This window comes from Pseudomonas sp. Fl4BN1, from assembly GCF_009908285.1.
In the GTDB taxonomy this organism is placed as follows: Bacteria; Pseudomonadota; Gammaproteobacteria; order Pseudomonadales; family Pseudomonadaceae; genus Aquipseudomonas.
The window spans coordinates 407,288-429,297 of the sequence record NZ_JAAARM010000001.1; the positions used below are offsets into that span (position 1 = coordinate 407,288).

Genomic DNA, 22,010 nt, shown 5'->3' on the forward strand with positions numbered 1-22,010 from the left:
AGCTGGCTTGTGTAGGAGCTGGCTTGCCAGCGAAGGCGTCATGGAGGGCGATGCAGGACTCAAGGCCTTTTCGCCGGCAAGCCGGCTCCTACAGAGGGCGGGCAAAAAAAATGGGCGCCGGTGAGGGCGCCCATCGATGCAGCCTGGCCTTCGGCGATCAGCCGATGGTCATCAGGCTGGCGTTGCCGCCGGCCGCTGCAGTGTTGACGCTCAGGGCGCGTTCGATCACCAGGCGCTCCAGGGCAATCGCGGTCTCGCCCTGGGACAGGCCCTGGACGCCGACGATGGCACCGGCACGCTGGGCCACTTGCTGGCAAACGCCGCGCAGCTGGTCAGAGTCGCCGTGGTGCAGGACCGCGTCGAACACCACGTCATCCTTGGTCCAATCCGCCACCCGTTGGATGCGCGCTTGCACATCCTTCGGCAGACGGGCGAACAGCGCCTTGCTCAGATCGCTTTCTGGCCACACCGCCGAACCGCCAACGGCCAGGACCGCTGCCAGTTGCGTCAGCAGGTCGCTTTCGATTTCCGCCAGGCACAGCACGTGCTCGCGAGGCAGGATGGCGTAGCTGTTGCGTTCGCCGGTCGGGCCGTTCAATTGACGGGTGATACCGCTTTGCGACTGGCCGGCGAACTGTTTGCACAGGCTCGCCAGTTCCGCCAGCTTGCTGCTCTCGGCCCAGGCTTGCAGGGCGTTGAGCGGCTTGCTCAGGACTTCCCGCAGGCGCAGGTCCGGAGCGTTGGCAGCATCGGCCCGAACGAAGGACTGCTCGATGGCATCCACCGGGCGGGTCGACAGCAGGCGGTACAGGTACAGCGGGCCGCCGGCTTTCGGGCCGGTGCCCGACAGGCCTTCGCCGCCGAACGGCTGCACGCCGACCACGGCACCGACGATGTTGCGGTTGACGTAGACGTTGCCGGCATGGACGTTGTCCACCACCTTGGCGATGGTTTCATCGATGCGGGTGTGCACACCCAGGGTCAGGCCGTAGCCGGACGCGTTGATCTGGGCGATCAACTGGTCGATTTCCTTGCGCTTGTAGCGCACCACGTGCAGCACCGGACCGAAGATCTCGCGTTGTAGCTCGTCGAAGCTTTCCAGCTCGATCAGGGTCGGCATGACAAAGGTGCCGCGCTTGCATTCTTCGCTGTCGGCGATAGCCATCTGGTACACGTTGCGACCTTTGTCGCGCATGGCCTGGATGTGCTTCTCGATGCCAGCCTTGGCTTCGGCGTCGATCACCGGGCCGATATCCACCGACAGGCGCTCCGGGTTGCCCAGGCGGTTTTCGGCCATGGCGCCCTTGAGCATTTCGATCACGCGGTCGGCGGAGTCTTCCTGCAGGCACAGCACGCGCAGGGCAGAGCAACGTTGGCCGGCGCTGTCGAAGGCCGAGGAGACCACGTCGATGACCACTTGTTCGGTCAGCGCCGAGGAGTCGACGATCATTGCGTTCTGGCCACCGGTTTCGGCGATCAGCGGGATCGGTCGGCCATGGTTGTCCAGGCGTCCGGCGATGTTGCGTTGCAGCAAGCGGGCGACTTCGGTGGAACCGGTGAACATCACGCCTTTGACGCGCTCGTCACCTACCAGGCGGGCACCGACGCTTTCGCCCTGGCCCGGCAGCAGTTGCAGCACGCCTTGAGGAATCCCGGCTTCCAGCAGCAGGCGCACGGCCTGGGCGGCGACCAGTGGAGTCTGTTCGGCGGGTTTGGCCAGTACCGGGTTACCGGCGGCCAGGGCTGCGGCGACTTGGCCGCTGAAGATCGCCAGCGGGAAGTTCCAAGGGCTGATGCACACCACAGGACCCAGCGGACGGTGAGCGTCGTTGCTGAAGTCATTGCGTGCCTGCACCGCGTAGTAGCGCAGGAAGTCCACGGCTTCGCGCACTTCGGCGATGGCGTTGGCGAAGGTCTTGCCGGCTTCGCGGGCCAACAGGCCCATCAGAGGCTGGATCTCGCCTTCCATCAGGTCGGCGGCACGTTCGAGGATCGCGGCACGTTCGGCCGGCGGCGTGGCCTGCCAGATCGGTGCGGCGTTGAGGGCGCACTGGATCGCGTTGTCGACGTCTTCGACCGTGGCTTCCTGGACGTGGCCCACCACATCGCGATGGTCGGAAGGGTTGAGGACTGGAGCCGGGGTTTCACTGCTGGAAGCACAGCCGAGCATCGGCGCGGCTTTCCAGTTGTTGTGCGCGGTGGCCAGCAATGCGCAGGACAGCGACGCCAGGCGGTGTTCGTTAGCCATGTCGATGCCGGCCGAGTTGGCGCGTTCGGCACCATACAAGTCACGCGGCAGTGCAATGCGCGGATGTGGCAGGCCGAGGCCGCCTTCCAGGGTGGCCATCTGCTCGATCTGGCTCACCGGATCGGCCACCAACTCTTGAATCGAGATCGACTGATCGGCGATGCGGTTGACGAACGAGGTGTTGGCGCCGTTTTCCAGCAGGCGGCGAACCAGGTAGGCCAGCAGGGTTTCGTGGGTGCCCACCGGGGCGTACACGCGGCACGGACGGTTCAGCTTGCCCTCGGCAACCTTACCCACCACTTGCTCGTACAGCGGTTCGCCCATGCCGTGCAGGCACTGGAACTCGTACTGGCCGGGGTAATAGTTCTGACCGGCAATGTGGTAGATCGCCGACAGGGTATGGGCGTTGTGGGTGGCGAACTGCGGATAGATAACTTCCGGCACCGACAGCAGCTTGCGTGCGCAGGCGATGTAGGACACGTCGGTGTACACCTTGCGGGTGTAGACCGGATAGCCTTCCAGGCCTTCGACCTGGGCGCGCTTGATTTCGCTGTCCCAGTAGGCGCCCTTCACCAGGCGGATCATCAGGCGGTGGCGGCTGCGGCGCGCCAGGTCGATGACGTAGTCGATCACGTACGGGCAGCGTTTCTGGTAAGCCTGGATCACGAAACCGATACCGTTCCAACCGGTCAGTTGCGGCTCGAAGCACAGGCGCTCCAGCAGGTCCAGGGACAGCTCCAGGCGGTCGGCTTCCTCGGCGTCGATGTTCAGGCCGATATCGTATTGCTTAGCCAGCAGGGTCAGCGACAGCAGGCGCGGGTACAGCTCATCCATCACGCGCTCGTACTGGGCGCGGCTGTAGCGCGGGTGCAGGGCCGAGAGCTTGATCGAGATGCCCGGGCCTTCATAGATGCCGCGACCGTGGGAAGCCTTGCCGATGGAGTGGATGGCCTGCTCGTAGGAGGCGAGGTATTTCTGTGCGTCGTGCTCGGTCAGTGCCGCTTCGCCGAGCATGTCGTAGGAGTAGCGGAAGCCCTTGGCTTCGAACTTGCTGGCATTGGCCAGGGCTTCGGCGATGGTTTCGCCGGTGACGAACTGTTCGCCCATCAGGCGCATGGCCATGTCGACGCCCTTGCGGATCATCGGCTCGCCGCTCTTGCCGATGATGCGGCTCAGGGACGACGTCAGGCCGGCCTCGTTGTGGGTCGACACCAGCTTGCCGGTGAGCAACAGGCCCCAGGTCGCGGCGTTGACGAACAGCGACGGGCTGTTGCCCAGGTGCGGCTGCCAGTTGCCGGTGCTGATCTTGTCGCGGATCAGCGCGTCACGGGTGCCTTTGTCCGGGATGCGCAGCAGCGCTTCGGCCAGGCACATCAGCGCCACGCCTTCCTGGGACGACAGGGAGAATTCCTGCAGCAGGCCCTGGACGATACCGGCACGGCCGCCGGCGCTCTTCTGGTTGCGCAGCTTCTCGGCGATCGAGGAGGCCAGCTTGTTGGTGGCTTCGGCGGTTTCGGCCGGCAGGCGTGCCTGCTCCAGCAGCATCGGCACCACTTCCGGTTCCGGGCGACGGTAAGCGGCAGTGATCGAGGCGCGCAGCACCGATTGCGGGAGGATGCTCTCGGCGAATTCGAGGAAGCACTGATGAGCGTGATCAGTGTGCACGTCGCCAGCATCTTCGCCTTCTTTGGCGGTGACACTGCTCAGCTCGGTCAGGGTTGCACCACCCTCGAGTTTTTCCAGGTAATTGAAAATCGCCTGCTTGATCAGCCAGTGCGGCGTACGATCGATCGAGGCCGCGGCGGCCTTGAGGCGCTCGCGGGTTGGGTCGTCGAGTTTGACCCCGAGGGTGGTGGTAGCCATATTTTTATCCTCATGTTTGCCACGCACGTGTGGCATCAGCTGGCGGCAAGATTATCCGCGCGCCGAAATAGGTGCAACCGGGTGCAACCCATTTTCAGTCGGAAAAATAGACAGCTTGTCAGGAATAAATTTCCTGCTGGGAGCTGCTTGCGTCCATATGGTGCATTTGCTTCTGAAAAAGCCGTTGCTTGCCCCAAAAAGGAGCAAAAGCGTCGTCAAAGGTGGATTAATCGACAAGGTGCAACTGATTCACCTCAAATTGGTTGCACCTTGTTCATTTTGTTGAATAGGATTCGCGCCCAAGGTGCAACCGTTCTTTCAGAGCGGTTCATCGGCTGATGGCTTTCCTGGGGAAACATCAGTCATAAATGCGCGGCCCACCTGATCGTCTCCCAAGCGTCATCGTTTGACGGCGGGTGGCAATGGCCGCCGCACCATAAAAACAAAGCCAGGGCGTAACTCAATGAGTGCAAGCAATCCAACCCTGATCACCTTCGTGATCTACATCGCGGCAATGGTGCTGATCGGCTTCATGGCCTATCGCTCCACCAACAACCTTTCCGACTACATTCTTGGCGGCCGCAGCCTCGGCAGCGTGGTCACCGCGCTTTCCGCTGGTGCCTCCGACATGAGTGGCTGGCTGCTGATGGGCCTGCCGGGCGCCATCTACATGTCCGGTCTTTCAGAAAGCTGGATCGCCATCGGCCTGATCGTGGGTGCCTACCTGAACTGGCTGTTCGTGGCCGGTCGCCTGCGGGTGCAGACCGAGCACAACGGTGATGCGCTGACTCTGCCGGACTACTTCTCCAGCCGCTTCGAAGATAAAAGCGGCCTGTTGCGGATCATCTCCGCGGTAGTGATCCTGGTGTTCTTCACCATTTACTGCGCTTCCGGCATCGTCGCCGGTGCCCGCCTGTTCGAAAGCACCTTCGGCATGTCCTACGAGACAGCGCTGTGGGCCGGCGCGGCAGCGACCATCGCCTACACCTTCGTCGGTGGTTTCCTGGCCGTGAGCTGGACTGACACCGTGCAAGCCACGCTGATGATCTTCGCCCTGATCCTGACGCCGATCATCGTGCTGCTGGCCACCGGTGGTGTCGACACCACGTTCCTGGCCATCGAGGCCCAGGACCCCAGCAACTTCAACATGCTCAAGAACACCACCTTCATCGGCGTGATCTCGCTGCTGGGCTGGGGCCTGGGCTACTTCGGCCAACCGCATATCCTGGCGCGCTTCATGGCGGCAGATTCGGTGAAGTCGATCGCCAACGCGCGTCGCATCTCCATGACCTGGATGATCCTGTGCCTGGGTGGCACCGTGGCCGTGGGCTTCTTCGGCATCGCCTACTTCTCGGCGCATCCAGAAGTGGCCGGTCCAGTGACCGAGAACCATGAGCGGGTGTTCATCGAACTGGCCAAGCTGCTGTTCAACCCATGGATCGCCGGCGTGCTGCTGTCGGCCATCCTGGCGGCCGTCATGAGTACCTTGAGCTGCCAGCTGCTGGTGTGCTCCAGTGCCTTGACCGAAGACTTCTATAAAGCCTTCCTGCGCAAGCACGCCTCTCAGATGGAGCTGGTGTGGGTCGGTCGCGCCATGGTGCTGGTGGTTGCGCTGATCGCCATCGCCATGGCCGCCAACCCGGAAAACCGCGTGCTGGGCCTGGTGAGCTATGCCTGGGCCGGTTTCGGCGCGGCCTTCGGTCCCGTGGTGCTGATTTCGGTGCTGTGGAAAGGCATGACCCGCGACGGCGCGCTGGCCGGCATCATCGTCGGTGCTGTCACCGTAATCCTGTGGAAGCACTTTGCTCTGCTGGGCCTGTACGAAATCATCCCGGGCTTCATCTTCGCCAGCCTGGCGATCCTGCTGGTGAGCAAGATGAGTGCTCCGAGCGCTGGCATGGTTCAGCGTTTCGAAGCCGCCGAGAAGGATTTCAAGCTCAATCACTGAGTAGGAAAATCCGCCCCTGATGTTTCAGGGCGCTAGAAAAAGGCCCGTTGCGTCACCGCAGCGGGCCTTTTTTGTGCCTGATCATCAGCCTCTGGCTGGATTCCTGTCGCGGTGATCCGGGGGCCGCTCAGTGCAGTTCGGCGTCAGGCTGGTTGAGGAAGATCAACACGCCAAGAATTGCCATGTAGAACTTGAACGCGGCGTCCTGACCGTTCCAGGTCGGTGACTGCCACATCATGAACCACTCGCCTCCCACCACCATGAAACCGAAGAACCATACGCAGAAGCCCAGGCAGAAACCGACAATGGCCCAGTGCTTGGCGCGGTTGAAATAGCTGGCGGCACCGCGTCTTGCCAGCCACAGGCGCAGGGCACCCAAGGTCAGGATGACGCCGGTCAGCGCTTCACCGGCAATGATCAGCCAGTAGCCGAGGTTCCACAGCAGCGGCAGGGTGAGTGCCCGGTCGGTGGCGCTGTTGCCCGGGAACACGCTGTCCATGCTCAGCACGTGCTGGACGAAGGCGAAGTTGGAGCCGTAGTCGCTGAGGTTGTTGTAGGCCACCAGCAAGGCGAAGGCGGCAACGGCCAGGGTCATGGTGATTTTTACGTAACGCACAATCATGTTGGGGTCCTTTGAGGGTGAGAAATGATCCTGGGGGCTGATGGGTGGGTGGTGCGCCGGTGCCGGCGCGGGTTGGCTCGGCCCTGGCGTTGATCGCCAGGGCCCTGGTACCCAAGGGGCCGCCGCTGTTCGGCGGCGGTCCATCGGTGGTCAGGCCTGTTTCAAGGCCTGGTCGAGGTCTTCGAGCAGGTCCTCGATGGCTTCGATACCCACCGAGAGCCGGATCATTTCCGGCTTGACCCCGGCCTTGGCCTGCTCCTCTTCGTTCATCTGTCGATGGGTGGTGGAGGCCGGGTGGCAGGCCAGGGACTTGGCGTCGCCAATATTCACCAGGCGCTTGAAGATCTGCAGCGCGTCGTAGAAGCGCACGCCCGCGGCATAGCCGCCCTTGAGGCCGAAGGAGAGGATCGCCGACGGTTTGCCCTGCATGTACTTGCGCGCCAGCTCATGGTGCGGGTGGTCGGGCAGGCCGGCGTAGCTGACCCACGCCACCAGCGGGTGGGCCTTGAGAAATTGCGCCACCTTGAGGGCGTTGTCGGTGTGGCGTTCCATGCGCAGGGCCAGGGTTTCCAGGCCTTGCAGCAGGAGGAAGGCGTTCATCGGCGCCAACGCCGCGCCGGTGTTGCGCAGCGGTACGGTGCGCGCCCGGGCGATGAAGGCCGCCGGGCCGAATTTCTCGGTGTAGACCACGCCGTGGTAGGCCGGCTCCGGGGTATTGAGGCTGGCGAACTTCTGCGGGTGGTCGGCCCAGGGGAAGTTGCCGCTGTCGACGATCACTCCACCCAGGGAGTTGCCATGGCCGCCGACGTATTTGGTCACCGAGTGCACGACGATGTCGGCACCGAACTGGATCGGCTTGCACAGGATTGGCGTGGCCACGGTGTTGTCCACCATCAACGGCACGCCACGGGCGTGAGCCGCCTGCGCCAGGCCTTCGAGGTCGACGATGTTGCCCGCCGGGTTGCCGATGCTTTCGCAGTACACCAGCTTGGTCTTGTCGTCGATCAGCTCGGCGATGGCCTCGGCGGAGTCGTCCCGGGCAAAGCGCACCTCGACCCCGAAGCTCGGCAGCAGGTGGGCGAACAGGGTGTAGGTGCCGCCGTATAGCTGCGGGGTGGAGACAATATTGTCGCCGGCCTGGGTCAGGGTCTGGATCGCGTAGTGGATCGCGGCGCTGCCGGCAGCCACCGCGAGCCCGGCGATCCCGCCTTCCAGGGCGGCCATGCGCTGTTCCAGCACATCGTTGGTGGGGTTCATGATGCGGGTGTAGATGTTGCCGGGCACATCGAGGTTGAACAGGTCAGCGCCGTGCTGGGCGTTGTCGAATTCGAAGGCGACGTTCTGGTAGATGGGCACGGCCACGGCCTTGGTGGTCGGGTCCGACTTGAATCCATGGTGCAGCGCAATCGTTGCGTCTTTCATAAAACCTCGACTCAGAGTTAATCCATTAATGAGCACAGCCAGGCAGGTCGTGTGCCCGCGCAGCAGTCAGTGGTCCCGTGTGTCTGAGTCGCCAGCAACCGCTAGGTGTCCCCGCCGCTTGGTCGCGGGCAGGCGGGCCAGTGTCCAATAGGCGTGGCGGATCGGCAAGGGGCTGTTGAGTGCGCCAGGAAGCACCGGCCGTCCGTGGCCGGTTGAGTGTTCAGCGCGGTTGCGACCAGCCCTGGGAGCGGCTGACCGCACCGCTGAAGGTCAGCCGCCAGGCCGCGGCGGTGGCCTGGTCGATGCGTGGCTGGTAGTCGGTGCGGGTGTTGTCCAGGGCCGGCAGTTCCAGGCCCAGGCCGCGGGCGGCGAGGGCGGCGCAGCCCAGGGCGGTGAGCTCGTCAAAACGCTGGGTGACGATGGTGCGCTGCAGGATGTCGGCGAGGAACTGGGCGAAATACGGGCTGCGGGCCAGGCCGCCATCAATCGACAGCTGGTCGGTGACGTTCAAGTGGTCGTCCATTGCACTGATCACTTCGGCGCTGCGCAGGGCAACGCCTTCCAGTACCGCCTGGCACAGGTCCTGGCGGCTGGTGGCCGCGTTCATGCCGATCCACACCGCGCCAGCGCTGCGGTCCCAGTGCGGGCAGGCGAGACCGGAAAGCGCCGGCACGAAGGCCAGGTCGCGGGAAATCGCCGGAGGCTGGTCGAAGGCCGCCAGCTCGGAAAAGTCGCTGAACAGGCCCAGTCGTCCGGCCCATTCCACTGCGGCACTGGCGTCGTAGACACCCCCGTCCATGGCATACACCGGTTGGCCGTCGGCCTGCCAGGCAACGGTTGCCAGCAGGCCTTTCTCTGGGGCGCGGATGATTTGTTCACCGGTAACGGTCAGGGCAAAGGCGCCGGTGCCGAAGGTGATCTTGGCGTCCCCTGGCTGTCGGCAGCCGTGGCCGTACAGCGAAGCCTGCTGGTCCACCACCGAGGCGCTGATAGGCGTCTGGCCGATGCGCCCGAAGTCACCGACTGTGTCGCGGATCTGCGGCAGCGCCTGCAGGGGCACGCCGAACAGTTCGCAGAGTTCGGGGTCCCACTGGCCAGTGCTGAGATTCATCAGCGAGGTGCGCGAGGCGGTGGTGATGTCGGTGGCGTAGACCCCGGTCAGACGGTCGAGAAAATACGCATCGGTGGTACCCAGGCGCAGGCGGCCGGCGCTGAGGGCGGCTTGCGCGGCCGGCAGGTTGTCGAGGATCCAGGCCAGCTTGCTCGCGGAAAAGTAGGCGTCCAGGGGCAGTCCGGCGCGCTCCAGGGTCAGCGCCTCGGCGTCCTTGGCGCGCAGTTCCTCGATGCGCGCGGTGGTGCGGTTGTCCTGCCAGACAATCACTGGCGACAGTGGCGTGCCGCTGACAGCGTCCCAGGCCAGGCAGCTTTCGCCCTGGTTGGCCAGGCCGATGGCGTCGACCCGGCCGGTGGCCTCCAGGCAGCGTTGCAGGTTGGCCAGCAGTTCCAGCGGATCGTGCTCGACCCAGCCCGGGCGGGGATGATGCTGCTGATGACGCAACGACAGTTGGATATCGGCTCGGCCCTGCATGTCCACCACCAATACGCGGGTGCTGGTAGTGCCCTGGTCAAGTGCGGCTATTCGCATGGTTTTCTCTCTTATTGATGGACGGGCCTACTCGATGCAAATGTCCAGTTGGTCGATGTGCTCCGGCAGCTTCAATGCCTTGAGGGGAATCAGCAGACGGCGTTCCGGCAAGGCTGACACCGGCTGGCTCCAGAGGTCCTTGCCATGGGCGCGGACCCGCAAGGTGCCGCTGACCGCCTGGCTGACCCGCAGCTGGATGTGTTGCAAGCCGGGAACGTCGCCGCGCACCAGTCTTGCCGGCACGCCGAGTTTGATGGGCGCTGCGTATTTCAGGGTCAGCGCATTGTGTGTGTCAGGTAGTTGGCCACTGAGGGCCAGCGCCATCAAGCCACCGATGCGCCGCCCTTCACGGTAGGACCAGCCAGCGGTCTCGATCGGGCGCAACAGGTTGCCGGCGGCGAAGTAGGCCGGGTCCGAGCAGCGTCCGAACTGATCGATCTTCGGCCCATCGCTACCACTGTCCAGTTGCAGGTGGCTCTGGCGCACCAGGCTCGACTCCGGAGTGAACTGGCCGCTGAGCAGCACCCCGTCACAGTCGAGGGTGCGTACCTCGCCATTGGCCATGCGCACCTGGGCCGACTCCACGCGGCCGGTGCCATTGATCGCCAGTAACTGTGCGCCGAAGTGCATGGGGATGCCGAGCACACGTGGAAACAGCGACAGCGGCCAGCGGGCCGTGGCGCGAGTGTTGGCTTCCAGTACGGCCACCGGGCGGATGCCGGCGCGACGGCAACTGAGAACGGCAGACAGGCTGACCAGTTCGGTGCCGATGATCAGCGGGCGCTCGAAGGGTTTGAGGTGCTGCACATAGAGGAAATTCTGCAGCGCCCCGGTATTGATCACGCCCACGGGCCGGTCACCGGAGAGCAGGCGGGCCGAGCGCGGGGTTTCCCGGGCCCCGGTGGCGATCAGGACCTTCTGCGCGTGGATCTGCAGCGGCCCGTCGGGACTGGCCAGTTGCAGCAGGCCGCCGGGTTCGAGGCTGACCACGGTGTGGCGCAACAGCAGGACCACGCCGGCCTTCAGGGCGGCCTCGACATTGCGCCGGGCATAGGCCGGTCCGCTGAGAATGCGCTGGTACTCGCGCATGCCGAAAGGTGGATGGGCGCAATGCCGGGGAATGCCGCCGGCCTGGCCTTCGCGCTCGATGACCAGTACCGGGCCGATGCCCTGGCGCCGCAGCTCAATGGCTGCTGCGAGGCCTGCCGGACCGCTACCGATAATGGCCACTTCGGCCTGTATGTGTTCAGTGCGGTTCATGGCAACGACCTGTGGCAAGTGGAACGGCTAGATGGCTGGCACTGAGTTCGGCCACCTGGGCCGAGCAATAGAAACCCTGGCAGCGGCCCATGCAGGCCCGGGTGCGACGCTTGAGGCCGCCGAGGTCGCCGGGGGGCAGGGGACCGATCAAGGCCGCCTCGATCTCGCGTCGGGTCACCAGTTCGCAATGGCAGACGATTTCGCCGTAGCCTGGCCGCTGCCAGTCGCGGGGCAAGTGCTCGGCGAGGTTGGGCATCTGCGGCCAGATCAACTCTCGCACCGGGTGATGCTGGCGGCGTTGGCTGTACAGCTCATAGACGTGCCGGGCGATGCCCAGGGCAGCAGTGAGTCCGGTGGAGCGGATACCGCCGACAGTGATCCAGTGCCGTGGGTGATCGGCTTGAATCCGGTATTCCTTTTTTTCACTGGCAGGGCGCAGCCCGGCATAGGTGGCGGTCACCGGGACGCCGGCGAGGGCCGGGATCCGCTCCACCGCAGCATCGATCAGGCTTTGCAGGGTGGCGCCGTCGAGGCCGGCGTGGACCCGATCTTCCTGCTCTTCGGCGGTGGGGCCCACCAGCAGGTTGCCGTACACCGTGCGGGTCAGGACGATGCCTTTGGTGCGTTCGTTGGGTACCGGCAGGACGATACGTTGCAGCAGCTTGGCCGCGGCTTTGTCGAAGACCACGAACTGGCCCTTGCGCGGCATGATCCGAAACTCGCTGTGCCCCAGCAACTGGTGTTCCAGGGTGTCGCCGAACAGCCCGGCGCAGTTGATTACCTGTGCGCAGCGCAGGGTGCCCCGGTTGGTGTGCAGGGTCCAGTGCTCGCCGTCGAACTGGCCTTGCTGCACCTCGCACTGGAGTTGTACGCGAGCGCCGTGGGCCATGGCCTGTTGCAGGTATCCCAGGGGGGCGGACCAGGGGTCGATCAAGTGTTCATCGGGCACCAGGACTGCGCCCACCGCGTGATTGGCCAGATGCGGTTCCAGCGCGAGGATCTCGCCTTGTTCCAGCAACCGTGCATTGCTCACCCCATTGGCCTGGGCCTGGGCGAGGATGCCGGGCAGTTTGGCTTGGTCCTCGGTGTTCCAGGCCACCACCAACGCGCCGCTCTTGAGCAGCGGCAGGTTCATCTGCGGGTGAATTTCCAGGTACTCCTGGTACCCGGCCTGCATGCACTGCAACTCCAGGCTGGCGCTGGGCGCATCGAAACCGGTATGCAGGATGGCGCTGTTGGCCTTGCTGGCCCCGGAGAGAATGTCGCTGCCTTTTTCCAGCAGCACCACCCGTGCGCCTTCCAGGGCAAAGCGCCGGGCCATGGCGCAACCCACGACACCGCCACCGACGATGGCCACATCGAAAGTCATACTGTTCGGATAAAGTTCGGTCATATAAACGCCTGTTTCCTGCGGTAACGCCTGAGGATCGGTGCAGAAATCAAAGCATAATATGGGCCATTGTTGTTGTTTTAATTTGTTATTCGGTCATGTATCGGTCGTTTTATGTTGTTTTTATGAGGCTTTATGGTTTTCCCAATTCTCATCAAGGCTTCAGGAGGGGGTCACCACGTGCACCTCTACCTTGGCTTTTTCCAGGGCCGCCAGCAGCTCCGGGCCAGGCTGGCGATCGATCACCAGTCGGTCGATGCGCTCCAGCGGGAACACCTTGAACAGGCCACGCCGCTCCAGCTTCGAGGAGTCGGCGATCACCGTCAGTTGGCGGGCCTGGGCAATCATGGCGCGGGCGACTTCCGTCTCTTCAATGGAGAAGTCCATGGCGCCGTCCTCATTCAGGGCGCCGATGGTGATGACCGCGTGCTCAGCGTTGAAGCGGGTGATCTGCTCGAGGGCCAGGGTGCCGACGTTCTGGGTCGAATCAGGGCGGTATTCGCCACCGATCATGAACACCCGGTTGCCCGACTCACCCATGCAGCCGGCAATCGGCAGGGAGTTGGTGATTACCGTCAGGCGCGTGTGTTGCGCCAGTTCCCGGGCGAAGAACAAGGTAGTGGTCCCGGTGTCGATGAAGATACTGTCGCCGGCGCAGAACAGTCCGGCGGCATAGCGGGCGATGGCGCGCTTCTCCTGGGCATGTTCGTTCATGCGGGTTTGAAAGGTGTTTTCGTGTTCGCCGGTGGGCGGTAGCGCGGCGCCGCCGTGAAACTTGGTAACCAGGCCGCTTTCCGCCAGTTCGCTGAGGTCGCGGCGGATGGTCTCCTGGGAGGTGGTGGTGATGCGGGCCAGCTCTTCCACGGAGATCCGCTCCCGTTGCCGCAGGAGTTCGAGAATGTGCTGTCGTCGTTCGTTGGGGCGCATGGTGGTTTTCCGTCAGTGGTACTTCGCCACACAAATGGGCAGTTCTTGTTACTTACGCACACCTTTTGCACATTGAGGTGCGGATTCGGTCAAGTCTGATGGAAAAGTTAAGCATTTACTTGCACGTTTAACAATGACCCTCAGTCATCCGCTGATTCAATGAAATAGGCTTTAAGAATCGAAATGTGGTGATTTTGTTGACTGATATTTGCTTGTTTGTATGTAAAAACCACAACTAATACACATTGTGGCACAGGAAATGCCCTGTCTTCCTTTACCTGGACTATCGACCGCCTATGCGATGGGCTGACCAGGACTGGCCTCAACAAGAACCTTCCCGGCGGGGAAACCTATAAATGACGCTCAGAGAGATGAACCAACATGGCTGAATTTGGAAACTACGTCATTTACCTGATCATGCTCGGCGCGGTAATCGGCGCCCTGTCGTCGATCATCAAGCCTGATAGCGGGCTGGGCAGGGAGTTTGTCAACGGTATCCACTCCATCGGTCCGGTGTTCCTGGCCCAGGCCGGGATCATGGTGGCAATTCCCTACCTGTCCCAAGGCATTTCCCACGCCCTGGGGCCGTTTTTCAATGCCCTGGGTTCGGATGTCTCTATTGCGGCGCTGTCGATCATTGCGGTGGACATGGGCGGTTATCAGTTGGCCAACGCCCTGACCGCCAACCGCGACCTGTGGATCACCGCGATGCTGGTGGGCTATACCTCCGGGGCGACCATCGTCTACCTGATCCCGGTGGGCCTGACCATGCTCGAACGCAAGGACCACAAGTACCTGGCGCTGGGGGCCATGGCCGGGCTGATCAGTATTCCGTTCGCGGTGCTGATGTCGCTGCTGATCATCACCGTCAGCCAATTGCCGGTGCGTGACATTGTCTCCACCAACTCCGAGGCGTTGTATTACCTGTCCCTGGGTTTCGGCGACATGCTCAAGTTGCTGGCGCCGCTGTTCGTGTTCTGCTTCTTGCTGGCGGCCGGGCTGCGCTACCGCCCGCAAATGATGGTCAGCGGCTTCCTGGTGTTCGGCAAGATCATGGACGCCGGGATCAAGCTGATCCTCGCCTTGAGCATCGTCGAACACTTCACCAAGTTCTTCAGCATCAACTTCGGCGGTTGGGGCTTCGACCCGATGTTCGCGGATGAAAAGGAGTTGTTCCGGGCCATCGAGATCGCCGGCTACATCGGCATCATGCTCGCCGGTACCTTCCCGATCTGCTACCTGTTCCAGCGCTACTGCAAGAAGCCCATGGAGTTGCTGGGGCGCCAGTTGAATCTGTCGAGCACCGGTGCGGCGGGGTTCATCATGGTGTTCGCCAACATCATTGCCACCTATCACCTGTTCAAGTACATGACCGCTCGCGACAAGGTGCTGTGCGTGGCCCTGGGTGTCTGTGCCCAGGCGTTGATCGGCGATCACCTGGCGTTCACTGCGAACTTCCAGCCGAGCCTGATCCTGCCGATCCTCATCGGCAAACTGTTCGGCGGCCTGCTGGCGGTGGCGATTGCCATCCGCATCTCGGTTCCGGCTGCCCAGCGTTATGAGCTGCAAGAGCAGGAGCAGGCCGAGGCCTTTGCCCTGCAACCCGCGCGGACCTGAACGGTCCGCTTCACTGTTCCAAGAGTCGAGGTAACCATGCGCAAGATTTTCCTGGCCTGTCCGTACAGCCATCCCGAAGCCGCGGTCGTCAACGAGCGCTTTATCCAGTGCAACCGGGTGGCGGCGGGGATTCTCCAGGCCGGGCATGCGGTGTTCAGCCAAGTGAGCATGTCCCATCCGATCAACCTGTGCCTTGAGGGCAAGGATAACGCGGCCATTGGCAAACTCTGGGCACCTGTCGATGCGCTGTACATGGCGATGATGGAAGAGCTGATCGTGCTCGACCTGCCGGGCTGGAAAGACAGCGGCGGGATCAAGCGCGAGATCGAGGTTTTCGAATCCTCCGGGCGCCGGGTCAGTCTGTGGTCCGAGGTCAGCCACGAGTTCGTCTGAGTTGCCTGTCGTACCCGTCGTCGACTGCGCCGGGTACGGCCCCCGTCCGAACTGACGACAGGCTGCACACAGGGTAAACTTGCGCTCCTGCGCAGGAGCAACCATGAACTATCGTCACGCCTTCCACGCCGGCAATCACGCCGACGTCTTCAAACACCTGACCCTGACCCGCCTCATCGCCCTGATGTCGCGCAAGGAGCAGCCGTTCGCCTATCTCGACAGCCACGCCGGCATTGGCCTGTATGACCTCAAGGGCGACCAGGCAACGCGCACCGGCGAATACCTGGAAGGCATCGCACGACTGTGGGGCGACGAGGAACTGCCGGCACTGACTGCGGACTACATGCAAGTGCTGCACAAGATGAACCCGGATGGCGAACTGCGTTACTACCCGGGCTCACCGGAGTTGGCGCGGCGCCTGACGCGCTCCCAGGACCGGGTACTGCTCAACGAAAAGCACCCGCAAGACGGTCAATTGCTCAAGGACAATATGAAGGGTGATCGCCGGGTGGCGGTGCATCTGGGGGAGGGCTGGCATGTGGCGCGGGCGCTGCTGCCGGTGGTGGAAAAGCGTGCGTTGATGCTGATCGATCCGCCTTTCGAGCAACTCGATGAGATGCAGCGCTGTGCCGCATCGTTGAAGGAAGCCATCGCCCGCATGCGCCAGACCGTGGCGGCCATCTGGTACCCGGTCAAGGACCAGCGGGCGCTACGGCGCTTCTACCAGGACCTGGCCGGCACCGGTGCGCCGAAGTTGCTGCGGGTGGAATTGCTGGTGCATCCCCTGGATACGCCCAACAGCCTCAATGGTTCGGGCCTGGCGATCGCCAACCCGCCTTGGGGGCTGGAAGAGGAGTTGCGCGAACTGTTGCCTTGGCTGTCGAAGAAGCTCGGTCAGACTCAGGGCGGCTGGCAGATGGATTGGCTGATTGCGGAATAAGCGCCTGAGGCTTTCGTTGGCAAGCCAGCTCCGGCAGGAACCGGCTTGCAACGAAAGGCTCAGATCGGGCAGGTCACGCCAGTGCCGCCGATACCGCAATACCCTTCAGGATTCTTCGCCAGGTACTGCTGGTGATAGGCCTCGGCGAAGTAGACGGTCGGGGCTTCTTCGATTTCCGTGGTGATGTTGCCCAGTCCGGCCTTGGTCAGTTCGGCCTGGAACACGTCCTTGCTGTGCAGTGCCTGCTCCAGCTGGGTCGGGTTGGTGGCGTAGATCACCGAGCGGTACTGGGTGCCGATGTCATTGCCTTGGCGCATGCCCTGGGTCGGGTTGTGCAATTCCCAGAACATCGCCAACAGCTCCTGGTAGCTGACCTTCTCAGGTTCATACACCACCAGCACCACTTCGGTATGGCCGGTCAGGCCTGAGCAGACTTCTTCGTAGGTCGGGTTCGGGGTGAAGCCGCCGGCATAACCCACGCACGTGCTGAACACGCCTTCGCGCTGCCAGAAGCGCCGTTCCGCGCCCCAGAAGCAACCCAGGCCGAAGATGGCGAAATCCACATTGCCCGGAAACGGACCCAGCAGCGGGTTGCCGTTGACGTAGTGTTCGGCAGGCAGGGCCATGGGGGTTTCACGGCCGGGCAGAGCTTGTTCTTTGGTTGGAAGCACTTTTTTGTTCACCAGAATTTCCGAGCGCAAGACCATGTGGCGGTCCTCCAGTCAGGTTGGGGAGTCGGTAAGAGGATAGACACGCAGTTTGCCCGAGTGTTACAGCGCTGTCAGGCAATTGGACCGCGAGGATAACGCTTGAGCTTGGCGATCAGTTCGGAGCCGGGAATCGGCCGGTCGAACAGGTAGCCCTGGCCGACGTCGCAGCGATGGCGGCGGAGGAAGGTCAGTTGCTCGGCGGTCTCGATGCCTTCGGCGACCACCTTGATTTTCAGGTTGTGGGCCATGGCGATCACTGCGGAGGTGATTTCCATGTCGTCCTGGTTATCGGGGATTTCGTGGATGAAGCTGCGATCGATCTTGATGATATCGATGGGGAATTTCTTCAGGTAGCTCAGGGACGAATAGCCGGTGCCGAAGTCGTCCATGGCCAGGGTCAGGCCGAGCTTTTTCAGCTGTTCAAGCTGCTGGTGGGTGTCGTCGGTGGCTTCCAGCAGCAAGCCCTCTGTCAACTCAAGTTCCAGCAGCGAGGAGGGCAGTTGTTCTTCCTTGAGGATGCTGGCGATCGAGGCTACCAGGTCCGGGTCGGAGAACTGCTTGGGTGACAGGTTGATGGCCACATGCAGGTTGCCCATGCCGGCGGCGGTCAGTTGCTTGCTCATGCGGCAGGCCTGTCGGGCAATCCACTTGCCGATGGGGATGATCAGGCCGGTTTCTTCCGCCACGCTGATGAACTGGTCCGGGCGGATCATGCCTTTTTCCGGGTGGTTCCAGCGCAGCAGTGCCTCCATTCCCAGCAAGCGACCACTGCGCAGGCACAGCTTGGGTTGGTAGAACACGTCCAGTTCGTTCTGGGTCAGGGCCCGGCGCAGGTTATTCTCGACGAACAGCTTGTAGCTGGCCTCGGCGTTCAGGGCCTCGGTGAACACCTGCAATTGGTGTTTGCCGTTGGCCTTGGCCTTGTGCAGTGCCAGCCCGGCGTTGCGCATCAGCGTCTGTGGATCACGACCGTGCAGCGGCGAGCTGGCCAGCCCCACGGAGCCGGTGACGCTGATCAACTGGTTGTCGACGAACATCGGCTTGTCGAGGGTCATCAGCAGTTGGTTGGCGATCTGTTGGCCGGTTTCCAGGTCGGTGTTGTCCAGCAGCACGGCGAATTCGTTACTGGCAAAGCGTGCCAGGCTACCGCTGGGGCTCAGGCTGTTGCGCAGGCGTCGGGCCAGGCTGATCAGCAGCTTGTCGCCGGTCTGGTGGCCGAGGCTGTCGTTGATCCGCTTGAAGTTGTCGATGTCCACCAGCAGCAGGCTGATCGGGGTATCGCTGTCTCGGGCGAACCGCTCGTCGAGGTTGCGGATGAAGGCGGGGCGGTTGCCCAGGTTGGTCAGGTTGTCGGTATAGGCCAGGCGCTCGATGCGCTGCTGGGCCAGCTTGGTCTGGGTGATGTCTTCGTAGATGCCGATGTAGTGGGTCAGCTCGCGATTGTCGCCATAGACCTTGGAGATCGACAACTGGCCCCAATAGGGTTCGAGGTTCTTGCGCCGGCTCTTGAATTCGCCCTGCCAGCTATTGCTCTTGGCCAGGCTGGAGGGGGCGTCGAACAGCAGTTCGCTGAGGTTCTCCAGGGCCGGTAGTTCGGACAAACGGTGGCCATGGACCTCTTCGGTACTGTACTGGGTGATCGCGGTGAAGCTCGGGTTGACGTACTCCACCACGCCGTCGCAGTTGACCAGCAGGAAGGCGTTGGCGCTCTGTTCCACGGCGCGCTGGAACAGGTGCAGGGCGCTGGTGGCGGCACGCCGGTTGTGATTGTTGATGACTTGGGCGAACTGGTCTGCCAGCTCGCCGGCAAAGGCGATTTCGTCCGACTGCCAGGCCCGGGTCATGCCGGTCTGCTCCAGGCACAGCACGCCGACCACCTGGCCGTCGATGCGGATGCTGGCGTCGAGCATGGCATTCACATCCCGCGGGCGCAGGCTCTCGGCCATTTCCCGGGTGCGCGGATCGCGCATGGCGTTCTGGGCGTCGATGGCGCGGCAGCTGTGCAGGGCTTCCAGGTAATCGGGAAAGTTGCTGGCGTCCACGGGCTCCGGCATGCGGTGTTCCTGGGAGCCACGATGGTAGGCGGCAATCGGCACCAGTTGCTGGTCTTCCAGGTTCCAGATGCTCGCGCAGTCGATCTGGTAGATGTCACAGGCGCAACGAGTAATCAGCTCGGCGGCTTCCTTCAAGGAGTTGCCGCTGCTGTAGCGCTGGCGGGTCAGGAGCAGGATCAGGTCTTGCTGAGCCCGTACCCGTTCCAGGTGCTGCAGTTGTTCCTGCTGGGCCCGCTGGTTGAGTTCCAGGGCGATCTGCAGGCGGGTGTTCTGGGTTTCCAGGTCCAGGATCGGCATCGTCGATCCGTCGCTGAACAGGCCTTCCACCACCAGCAGGTAACCGCGCAGCAGGTGCCGGTTGTGTTGCTTGTAGGCTTCTCCCAGCTCGAGGATGCTCAAGGGCCCCTGGCCGGTGTGCAAGGTGTAGCGGATCAGGTAGTTCGGGCTGCTGCTCAACTGCTGCTGGATGGTGTCGTGCAGTTGATAGCGGGCCTCGGGTTCCATCAGGCTGGCGTAGGGGGAACCGACCAGGGCGCAGAGTTCGACGGCGGGCAGGCCGAACTGGCGTTCGCAATTGGGATCGAGAAACAGCAACGCCCAGCTAGCTTCATTTAGCCGTTCGAAACGCAACATGCCGAGCCGCGAGGGCACAGGCAACTGCGTCACTACCTCGGCCACCATACGGCTGGCGGCATCGGGTTGGCTTTTCATGGGGGAAACTCGCTTCGAAATTGCTGATCGCGCCGGGCTCACGCCCTCTTTACTGTTGCCTGCAGCAAGGTTGCATCATGCGGCATCGACTGACAAGTAAGATGAAGGCTAAGTGCTATAAACCTGTATCGGCAGACTGAAGGATTTCTGCAAAGTAACTTTTTTGGCCATTTTCACCCTGGAATGACGGGCTATTGGCGACGTTTTCTTGGCAAAAAAAAGCCCCGCCAAATTGACGGGGTTGAGGTACGAGCGTGGCGCTCGGAAAGCATGCGTTACCGGCCCGCCCAAGATGGGAGAGCCGGTTCGCGGGTTACAGCAGAATGGTGCGGATATCCGCCAGCAGGTCGCTCAGGCGCTTGGTGAAGCGTGCAGCGGCCGCGCCGTTGATCACTCGGTGATCATAGGACAGGGACAGTGGCAGCATCAGCTTCGGCTGGAAGGCCTTGCCGTCCCAGACGGGCTGGATGGTGGCCTTGGAAACACCGAGGATCGCCACTTCCGGCGCGTTGACGATCGGCGTGAAGCCGGTACCGCCAATGTGCCCGAGGCTGGAGATGGTGAAGCAAGCGCCTTGCATCTCGTCTGCGGACAGCTTCTTGGTCCGGGCTTTTTCCGCCAGGGAAGCGGCCTCGGCCGCCAGCTGCAGCAGGCTCTTCTGATCGACGTTCTTGATCACGGGTACCAGCAGGCCATCCGGGGTGTCCACGGCGAAGCCGATGTTCACATACTTCTTGCGGATGATCGCTTTGCCACTTGGCGCCAGGGAGCTGTTGAAGTCCGGCAGTTCCTTGAGCAGGTGCGCGCAGGACTTGAGCAGCAGCGGCAGGATGGTCAGCTTGACGCCGGCCTTCTCGGCCACAGCCTTCTGCGCAACGCGGAAAGCTTCCAGCTCGGTGATGTCGGCCGAGTCGAACTGAGTCACGTGCGGTACGTTCAGCCAGCTGCGGTGCAGGTTGGCGGCGCCAGCCTGCATCAGGCGGGTCATCGGCACTTCTTCGATTTCACCGAAGCGGCTGAAGTCCACCACTGGAATCGGCGGAATGCCCGAGCCTGAGGTTGCGCCGGCAGCCGGTGCTTCCTTGGCCTTCTGCATCATCGCCTTGACGTAGACCTGCACGTCTTCCTTGAGGATGCGACCGTGTGGACCGCTTGGACTTACTGCGTTCAGTTCGACGCCGAACTCACGAGCCAGTTGACGCACGGCTGGGCCGGCATGAACTTTCGCGCCCGGCTTGGCAGGAGCAGCAACCGGAGCGGCAGCAGCAGGTACGGCGGCTGGAGCGGCAGAGGCTGGTGCCGGAGCACTTGCAGCAGCGGCAGCTGGAGCCGGGGCAACAGCAGGTGCCGCGCCTTTGACTTTCAGCTTGAGGATCAGGTCGCCGGTGCCGACTTCGTCGTCCAGCTTGATCGATACGCTTTCAACGATGCCGGCAGCTGGCGATGGAATTTCCATGCTGGCCTTGTCGGACTCGAGGGTGATCAGCGATTGGTCGGCGACGACGCTGTCGCCAGCCTTGACCAGCACTTCGATGATCTTGGCCTTGCCGGCCGAGCCGATGTCCGGAACGTGGATGTCCTGGACGCTGTCGGCCACCGGTGCTGCAGGGGCCGCTGCCGGAGCAGGCGCAGCGGCAGTGGCTGGAGCAGCCGCCTGAGCGGGCGCGGCAGCAGGGGCCGCAGCACCTGCCACTTCCAGATCCAGAATCAGATCGCCAGTGCCGACTTCGTCGTTGAGCTTGACGCTGATGGCCTTGACCACGCCAGCGGCAGGCGATGGAATTTCCATGCTGGCCTTGTCGGATTCCAGGGTGATCAACGATTGATCAGCCTCAACCTTATCGCCGACCTTGACCTGGATCTCGATGATCTGGGCCTTGCCCGACGAGCCGATATCCGGCACGTGCACTTGCTGCACCGAAGCCGCAGCAGGGGCCGCTGGCGCGGCGGCAGGAGCCGGCGCGGCAGCAGCTGTGTCAGCTTTGGCAGCAGGGGCGGCGGCAGGTGCAGGGGCCGCGGCAGCGGCGCCCTCGACTTCCAGCTCAAGCAGTTCGTCGCCTTCTTTCAGGCGGTCGCCCAGCTTCACTTTCAGGCTCTTGACCACACCGGCTTTCGGCGCAGGAATTTCCATGCTGGCCTTGTCCGATTCCAGCGTCAGGATGCTTTGGTCGGCTTCGACACGGTCGCCGACCTTCACAAACAGTTCGATTACTTCACCTTCACCGCTGCCGATGTCAGGTACGCGAATGAGTTCGCTCAC

At 62.8% G+C, this 22,010-nt stretch carries 14 protein-coding genes; 4 read left to right on the forward strand and 10 right to left on the reverse strand.

Annotation, left to right across the window (positions count from 1 at the left end):
• Positions 1 to 157 precede the first annotated feature (157 nt).
• Complete coding sequence (putA, locus tag GV818_RS01815; protein ID WP_161758906.1) at positions 158 to 4,111, reverse strand: trifunctional transcriptional regulator/proline dehydrogenase/L-glutamate gamma-semialdehyde dehydrogenase; 3,954 nt, start codon at positions 4,109 to 4,111, stop codon at positions 158 to 160.
• Positions 4,112 to 4,574: 463 nt separating this feature from the next.
• Between putA and putP the strand changes: the two genes are divergently transcribed.
• Positions 4,575 to 6,059, forward strand: coding sequence for a sodium/proline symporter PutP (putP, locus tag GV818_RS01820; RefSeq protein WP_161758907.1), 1,485 nt, complete (start codon positions 4,575 to 4,577; stop codon positions 6,057 to 6,059).
• Between the two features lie 127 nt (positions 6,060 to 6,186).
• Here the strand turns inward: putP and GV818_RS01825 are convergent, their stop codons facing one another.
• The 6 genes from GV818_RS01825 to GV818_RS01850 all read right to left on the reverse strand — a co-directional run bounded on the left by GV818_RS01825 (position 6,187) and on the right by GV818_RS01850 (position 13,325).
• On the reverse strand, positions 6,187 to 6,681 hold the full coding sequence (locus GV818_RS01825) for a DUF2165 family protein (RefSeq protein WP_161758908.1): 495 nt from the start codon (positions 6,679 to 6,681) through the stop codon (positions 6,187 to 6,189).
• A 150-nt stretch (positions 6,682 to 6,831) separates the two neighbouring features.
• On the reverse strand, positions 6,832 to 8,103 hold the full coding sequence (locus tag GV818_RS01830) for an O-acetylhomoserine aminocarboxypropyltransferase/cysteine synthase family protein (RefSeq protein ID WP_161758909.1): 1,272 nt from the start codon (positions 8,101 to 8,103) through the stop codon (positions 6,832 to 6,834).
• Positions 8,104 to 8,323: 220 nt separating this feature from the next.
• Positions 8,324 to 9,748 carry a glycerol kinase gene (locus GV818_RS01835; protein WP_161775699.1) on the reverse strand — a complete coding sequence of 475 codons (1,425 nt, stop codon included), beginning with the start codon at positions 9,746 to 9,748 and terminating at the stop codon, positions 8,324 to 8,326.
• Positions 9,749 to 9,775: 27 nt separating this feature from the next.
• Entirely contained in the window at positions 9,776 to 11,008 is a 1,233-nt protein-coding gene (locus GV818_RS01840) for an NAD(P)/FAD-dependent oxidoreductase (RefSeq protein WP_161758911.1), read from the reverse strand.
• Positions 10,995 to 12,401: an NAD(P)/FAD-dependent oxidoreductase gene (locus GV818_RS01845; RefSeq protein WP_161758912.1), complete on the reverse strand. Its 1,407-nt coding sequence runs from the start codon at positions 12,399 to 12,401 to the stop codon at positions 10,995 to 10,997. Before GV818_RS01845 ends, GV818_RS01840 begins: the two co-directional genes overlap by 14 nt.
• 159 nt (positions 12,402 to 12,560) lie before the next feature.
• Positions 12,561 to 13,325, reverse strand: a complete 765-nt coding sequence (locus GV818_RS01850; protein ID WP_161758913.1) for a DeoR/GlpR family DNA-binding transcription regulator — start codon at positions 13,323 to 13,325, stop codon at positions 12,561 to 12,563.
• Between the two features lie 381 nt (positions 13,326 to 13,706).
• Here GV818_RS01850 and eutH point away from each other — a divergent pair, with 381 nt between their 5' ends.
• From eutH to GV818_RS01865, 3 genes are all read left to right on the forward strand, one after another.
• Entirely contained in the window at positions 13,707 to 14,942 is a 1,236-nt protein-coding gene (gene eutH, locus GV818_RS01855; protein WP_161758914.1) for an ethanolamine utilization protein EutH, read from the forward strand.
• A 36-nt stretch (positions 14,943 to 14,978) separates the two neighbouring features.
• The gene (locus GV818_RS01860; RefSeq protein WP_161758915.1) at positions 14,979 to 15,335 is read left to right on the forward strand and encodes a DUF1937 family protein; all 357 of its coding nucleotides are present in this window, start codon (positions 14,979 to 14,981) and stop codon (positions 15,333 to 15,335) included.
• Between the two features lie 103 nt (positions 15,336 to 15,438).
• Positions 15,439 to 16,275, forward strand: a complete 837-nt coding sequence (locus tag GV818_RS01865; RefSeq protein WP_161775700.1) for a 23S rRNA (adenine(2030)-N(6))-methyltransferase RlmJ — start codon at positions 15,439 to 15,441, stop codon at positions 16,273 to 16,275.
• A 59-nt stretch (positions 16,276 to 16,334) separates the two neighbouring features.
• Here GV818_RS01865 and msrA read toward each other — a convergent pair whose 3' ends face one another.
• The 3 genes from msrA to aceF all read right to left on the reverse strand — a co-directional run bounded on the left by msrA (position 16,335) and on the right by aceF (position 22,010).
• Positions 16,335 to 16,982 (reverse strand): peptide-methionine (S)-S-oxide reductase MsrA, encoded by a 648-nt coding sequence (gene msrA / locus GV818_RS01870; RefSeq protein WP_161758917.1) that lies wholly within the window; start codon positions 16,980 to 16,982, stop codon positions 16,335 to 16,337.
• 74 nt (positions 16,983 to 17,056) lie between these two features.
• Positions 17,057 to 19,750 carry a sensor domain-containing phosphodiesterase gene (locus tag GV818_RS01875; protein WP_161758918.1) on the reverse strand — a complete coding sequence of 898 codons (2,694 nt, stop codon included), beginning with the start codon at positions 19,748 to 19,750 and terminating at the stop codon, positions 17,057 to 17,059.
• Between the two features lie 313 nt (positions 19,751 to 20,063).
• Positions 20,064 to 22,010: a dihydrolipoyllysine-residue acetyltransferase gene (gene aceF, locus GV818_RS01880; protein WP_161775701.1), complete on the reverse strand. Its 1,947-nt coding sequence runs from the start codon at positions 22,008 to 22,010 to the stop codon at positions 20,064 to 20,066.

Bases quoted from the DNA above. Each gene is read 5' to 3' on its own strand.
- GV818_RS01860 (WP_161758915.1), top strand. From the start codon at position 14,979: ATGCGCAAGATTTTCCTGGCCTGTCCGTACAGCCATCCCGAAGCCGCG.
- GV818_RS01875 (WP_161758918.1), bottom strand. From the start codon at position 19,750: ATGAAAAGCCAACCCGATGCCGCCAGCCGTATGGTGGCCGAGGTAGTG.
- eutH (WP_161758914.1), top strand. From the start codon at position 13,707: ATGGCTGAATTTGGAAACTACGTCATTTACCTGATCATGCTCGGCGCG.
- GV818_RS01840 (WP_161758911.1), bottom strand. From the start codon at position 11,008: ATGAACCGCACTGAACACATACAGGCCGAAGTGGCCATTATCGGTAGC.
- GV818_RS01830 (WP_161758909.1), bottom strand. From the start codon at position 8,103: ATGAAAGACGCAACGATTGCGCTGCACCATGGATTCAAGTCGGACCCG.
- msrA (WP_161758917.1), bottom strand. From the start codon at position 16,982: ATGGTCTTGCGCTCGGAAATTCTGGTGAACAAAAAAGTGCTTCCAACC.
- putP (WP_161758907.1), top strand. From the start codon at position 4,575: ATGAGTGCAAGCAATCCAACCCTGATCACCTTCGTGATCTACATCGCG.
- GV818_RS01825 (WP_161758908.1), bottom strand. From the start codon at position 6,681: ATGATTGTGCGTTACGTAAAAATCACCATGACCCTGGCCGTTGCCGCC.
- GV818_RS01865 (WP_161775700.1), top strand. From the start codon at position 15,439: ATGAACTATCGTCACGCCTTCCACGCCGGCAATCACGCCGACGTCTTC.
- GV818_RS01835 (WP_161775699.1), bottom strand. From the start codon at position 9,748: ATGCGAATAGCCGCACTTGACCAGGGCACTACCAGCACCCGCGTATTG.
- GV818_RS01850 (WP_161758913.1), bottom strand. From the start codon at position 13,325: ATGCGCCCCAACGAACGACGACAGCACATTCTCGAACTCCTGCGGCAA.
- putA (WP_161758906.1), bottom strand. From the start codon at position 4,111: ATGGCTACCACCACCCTCGGGGTCAAACTCGACGACCCAACCCGCGAG.
- GV818_RS01845 (WP_161758912.1), bottom strand. From the start codon at position 12,401: ATGACCGAACTTTATCCGAACAGTATGACTTTCGATGTGGCCATCGTC.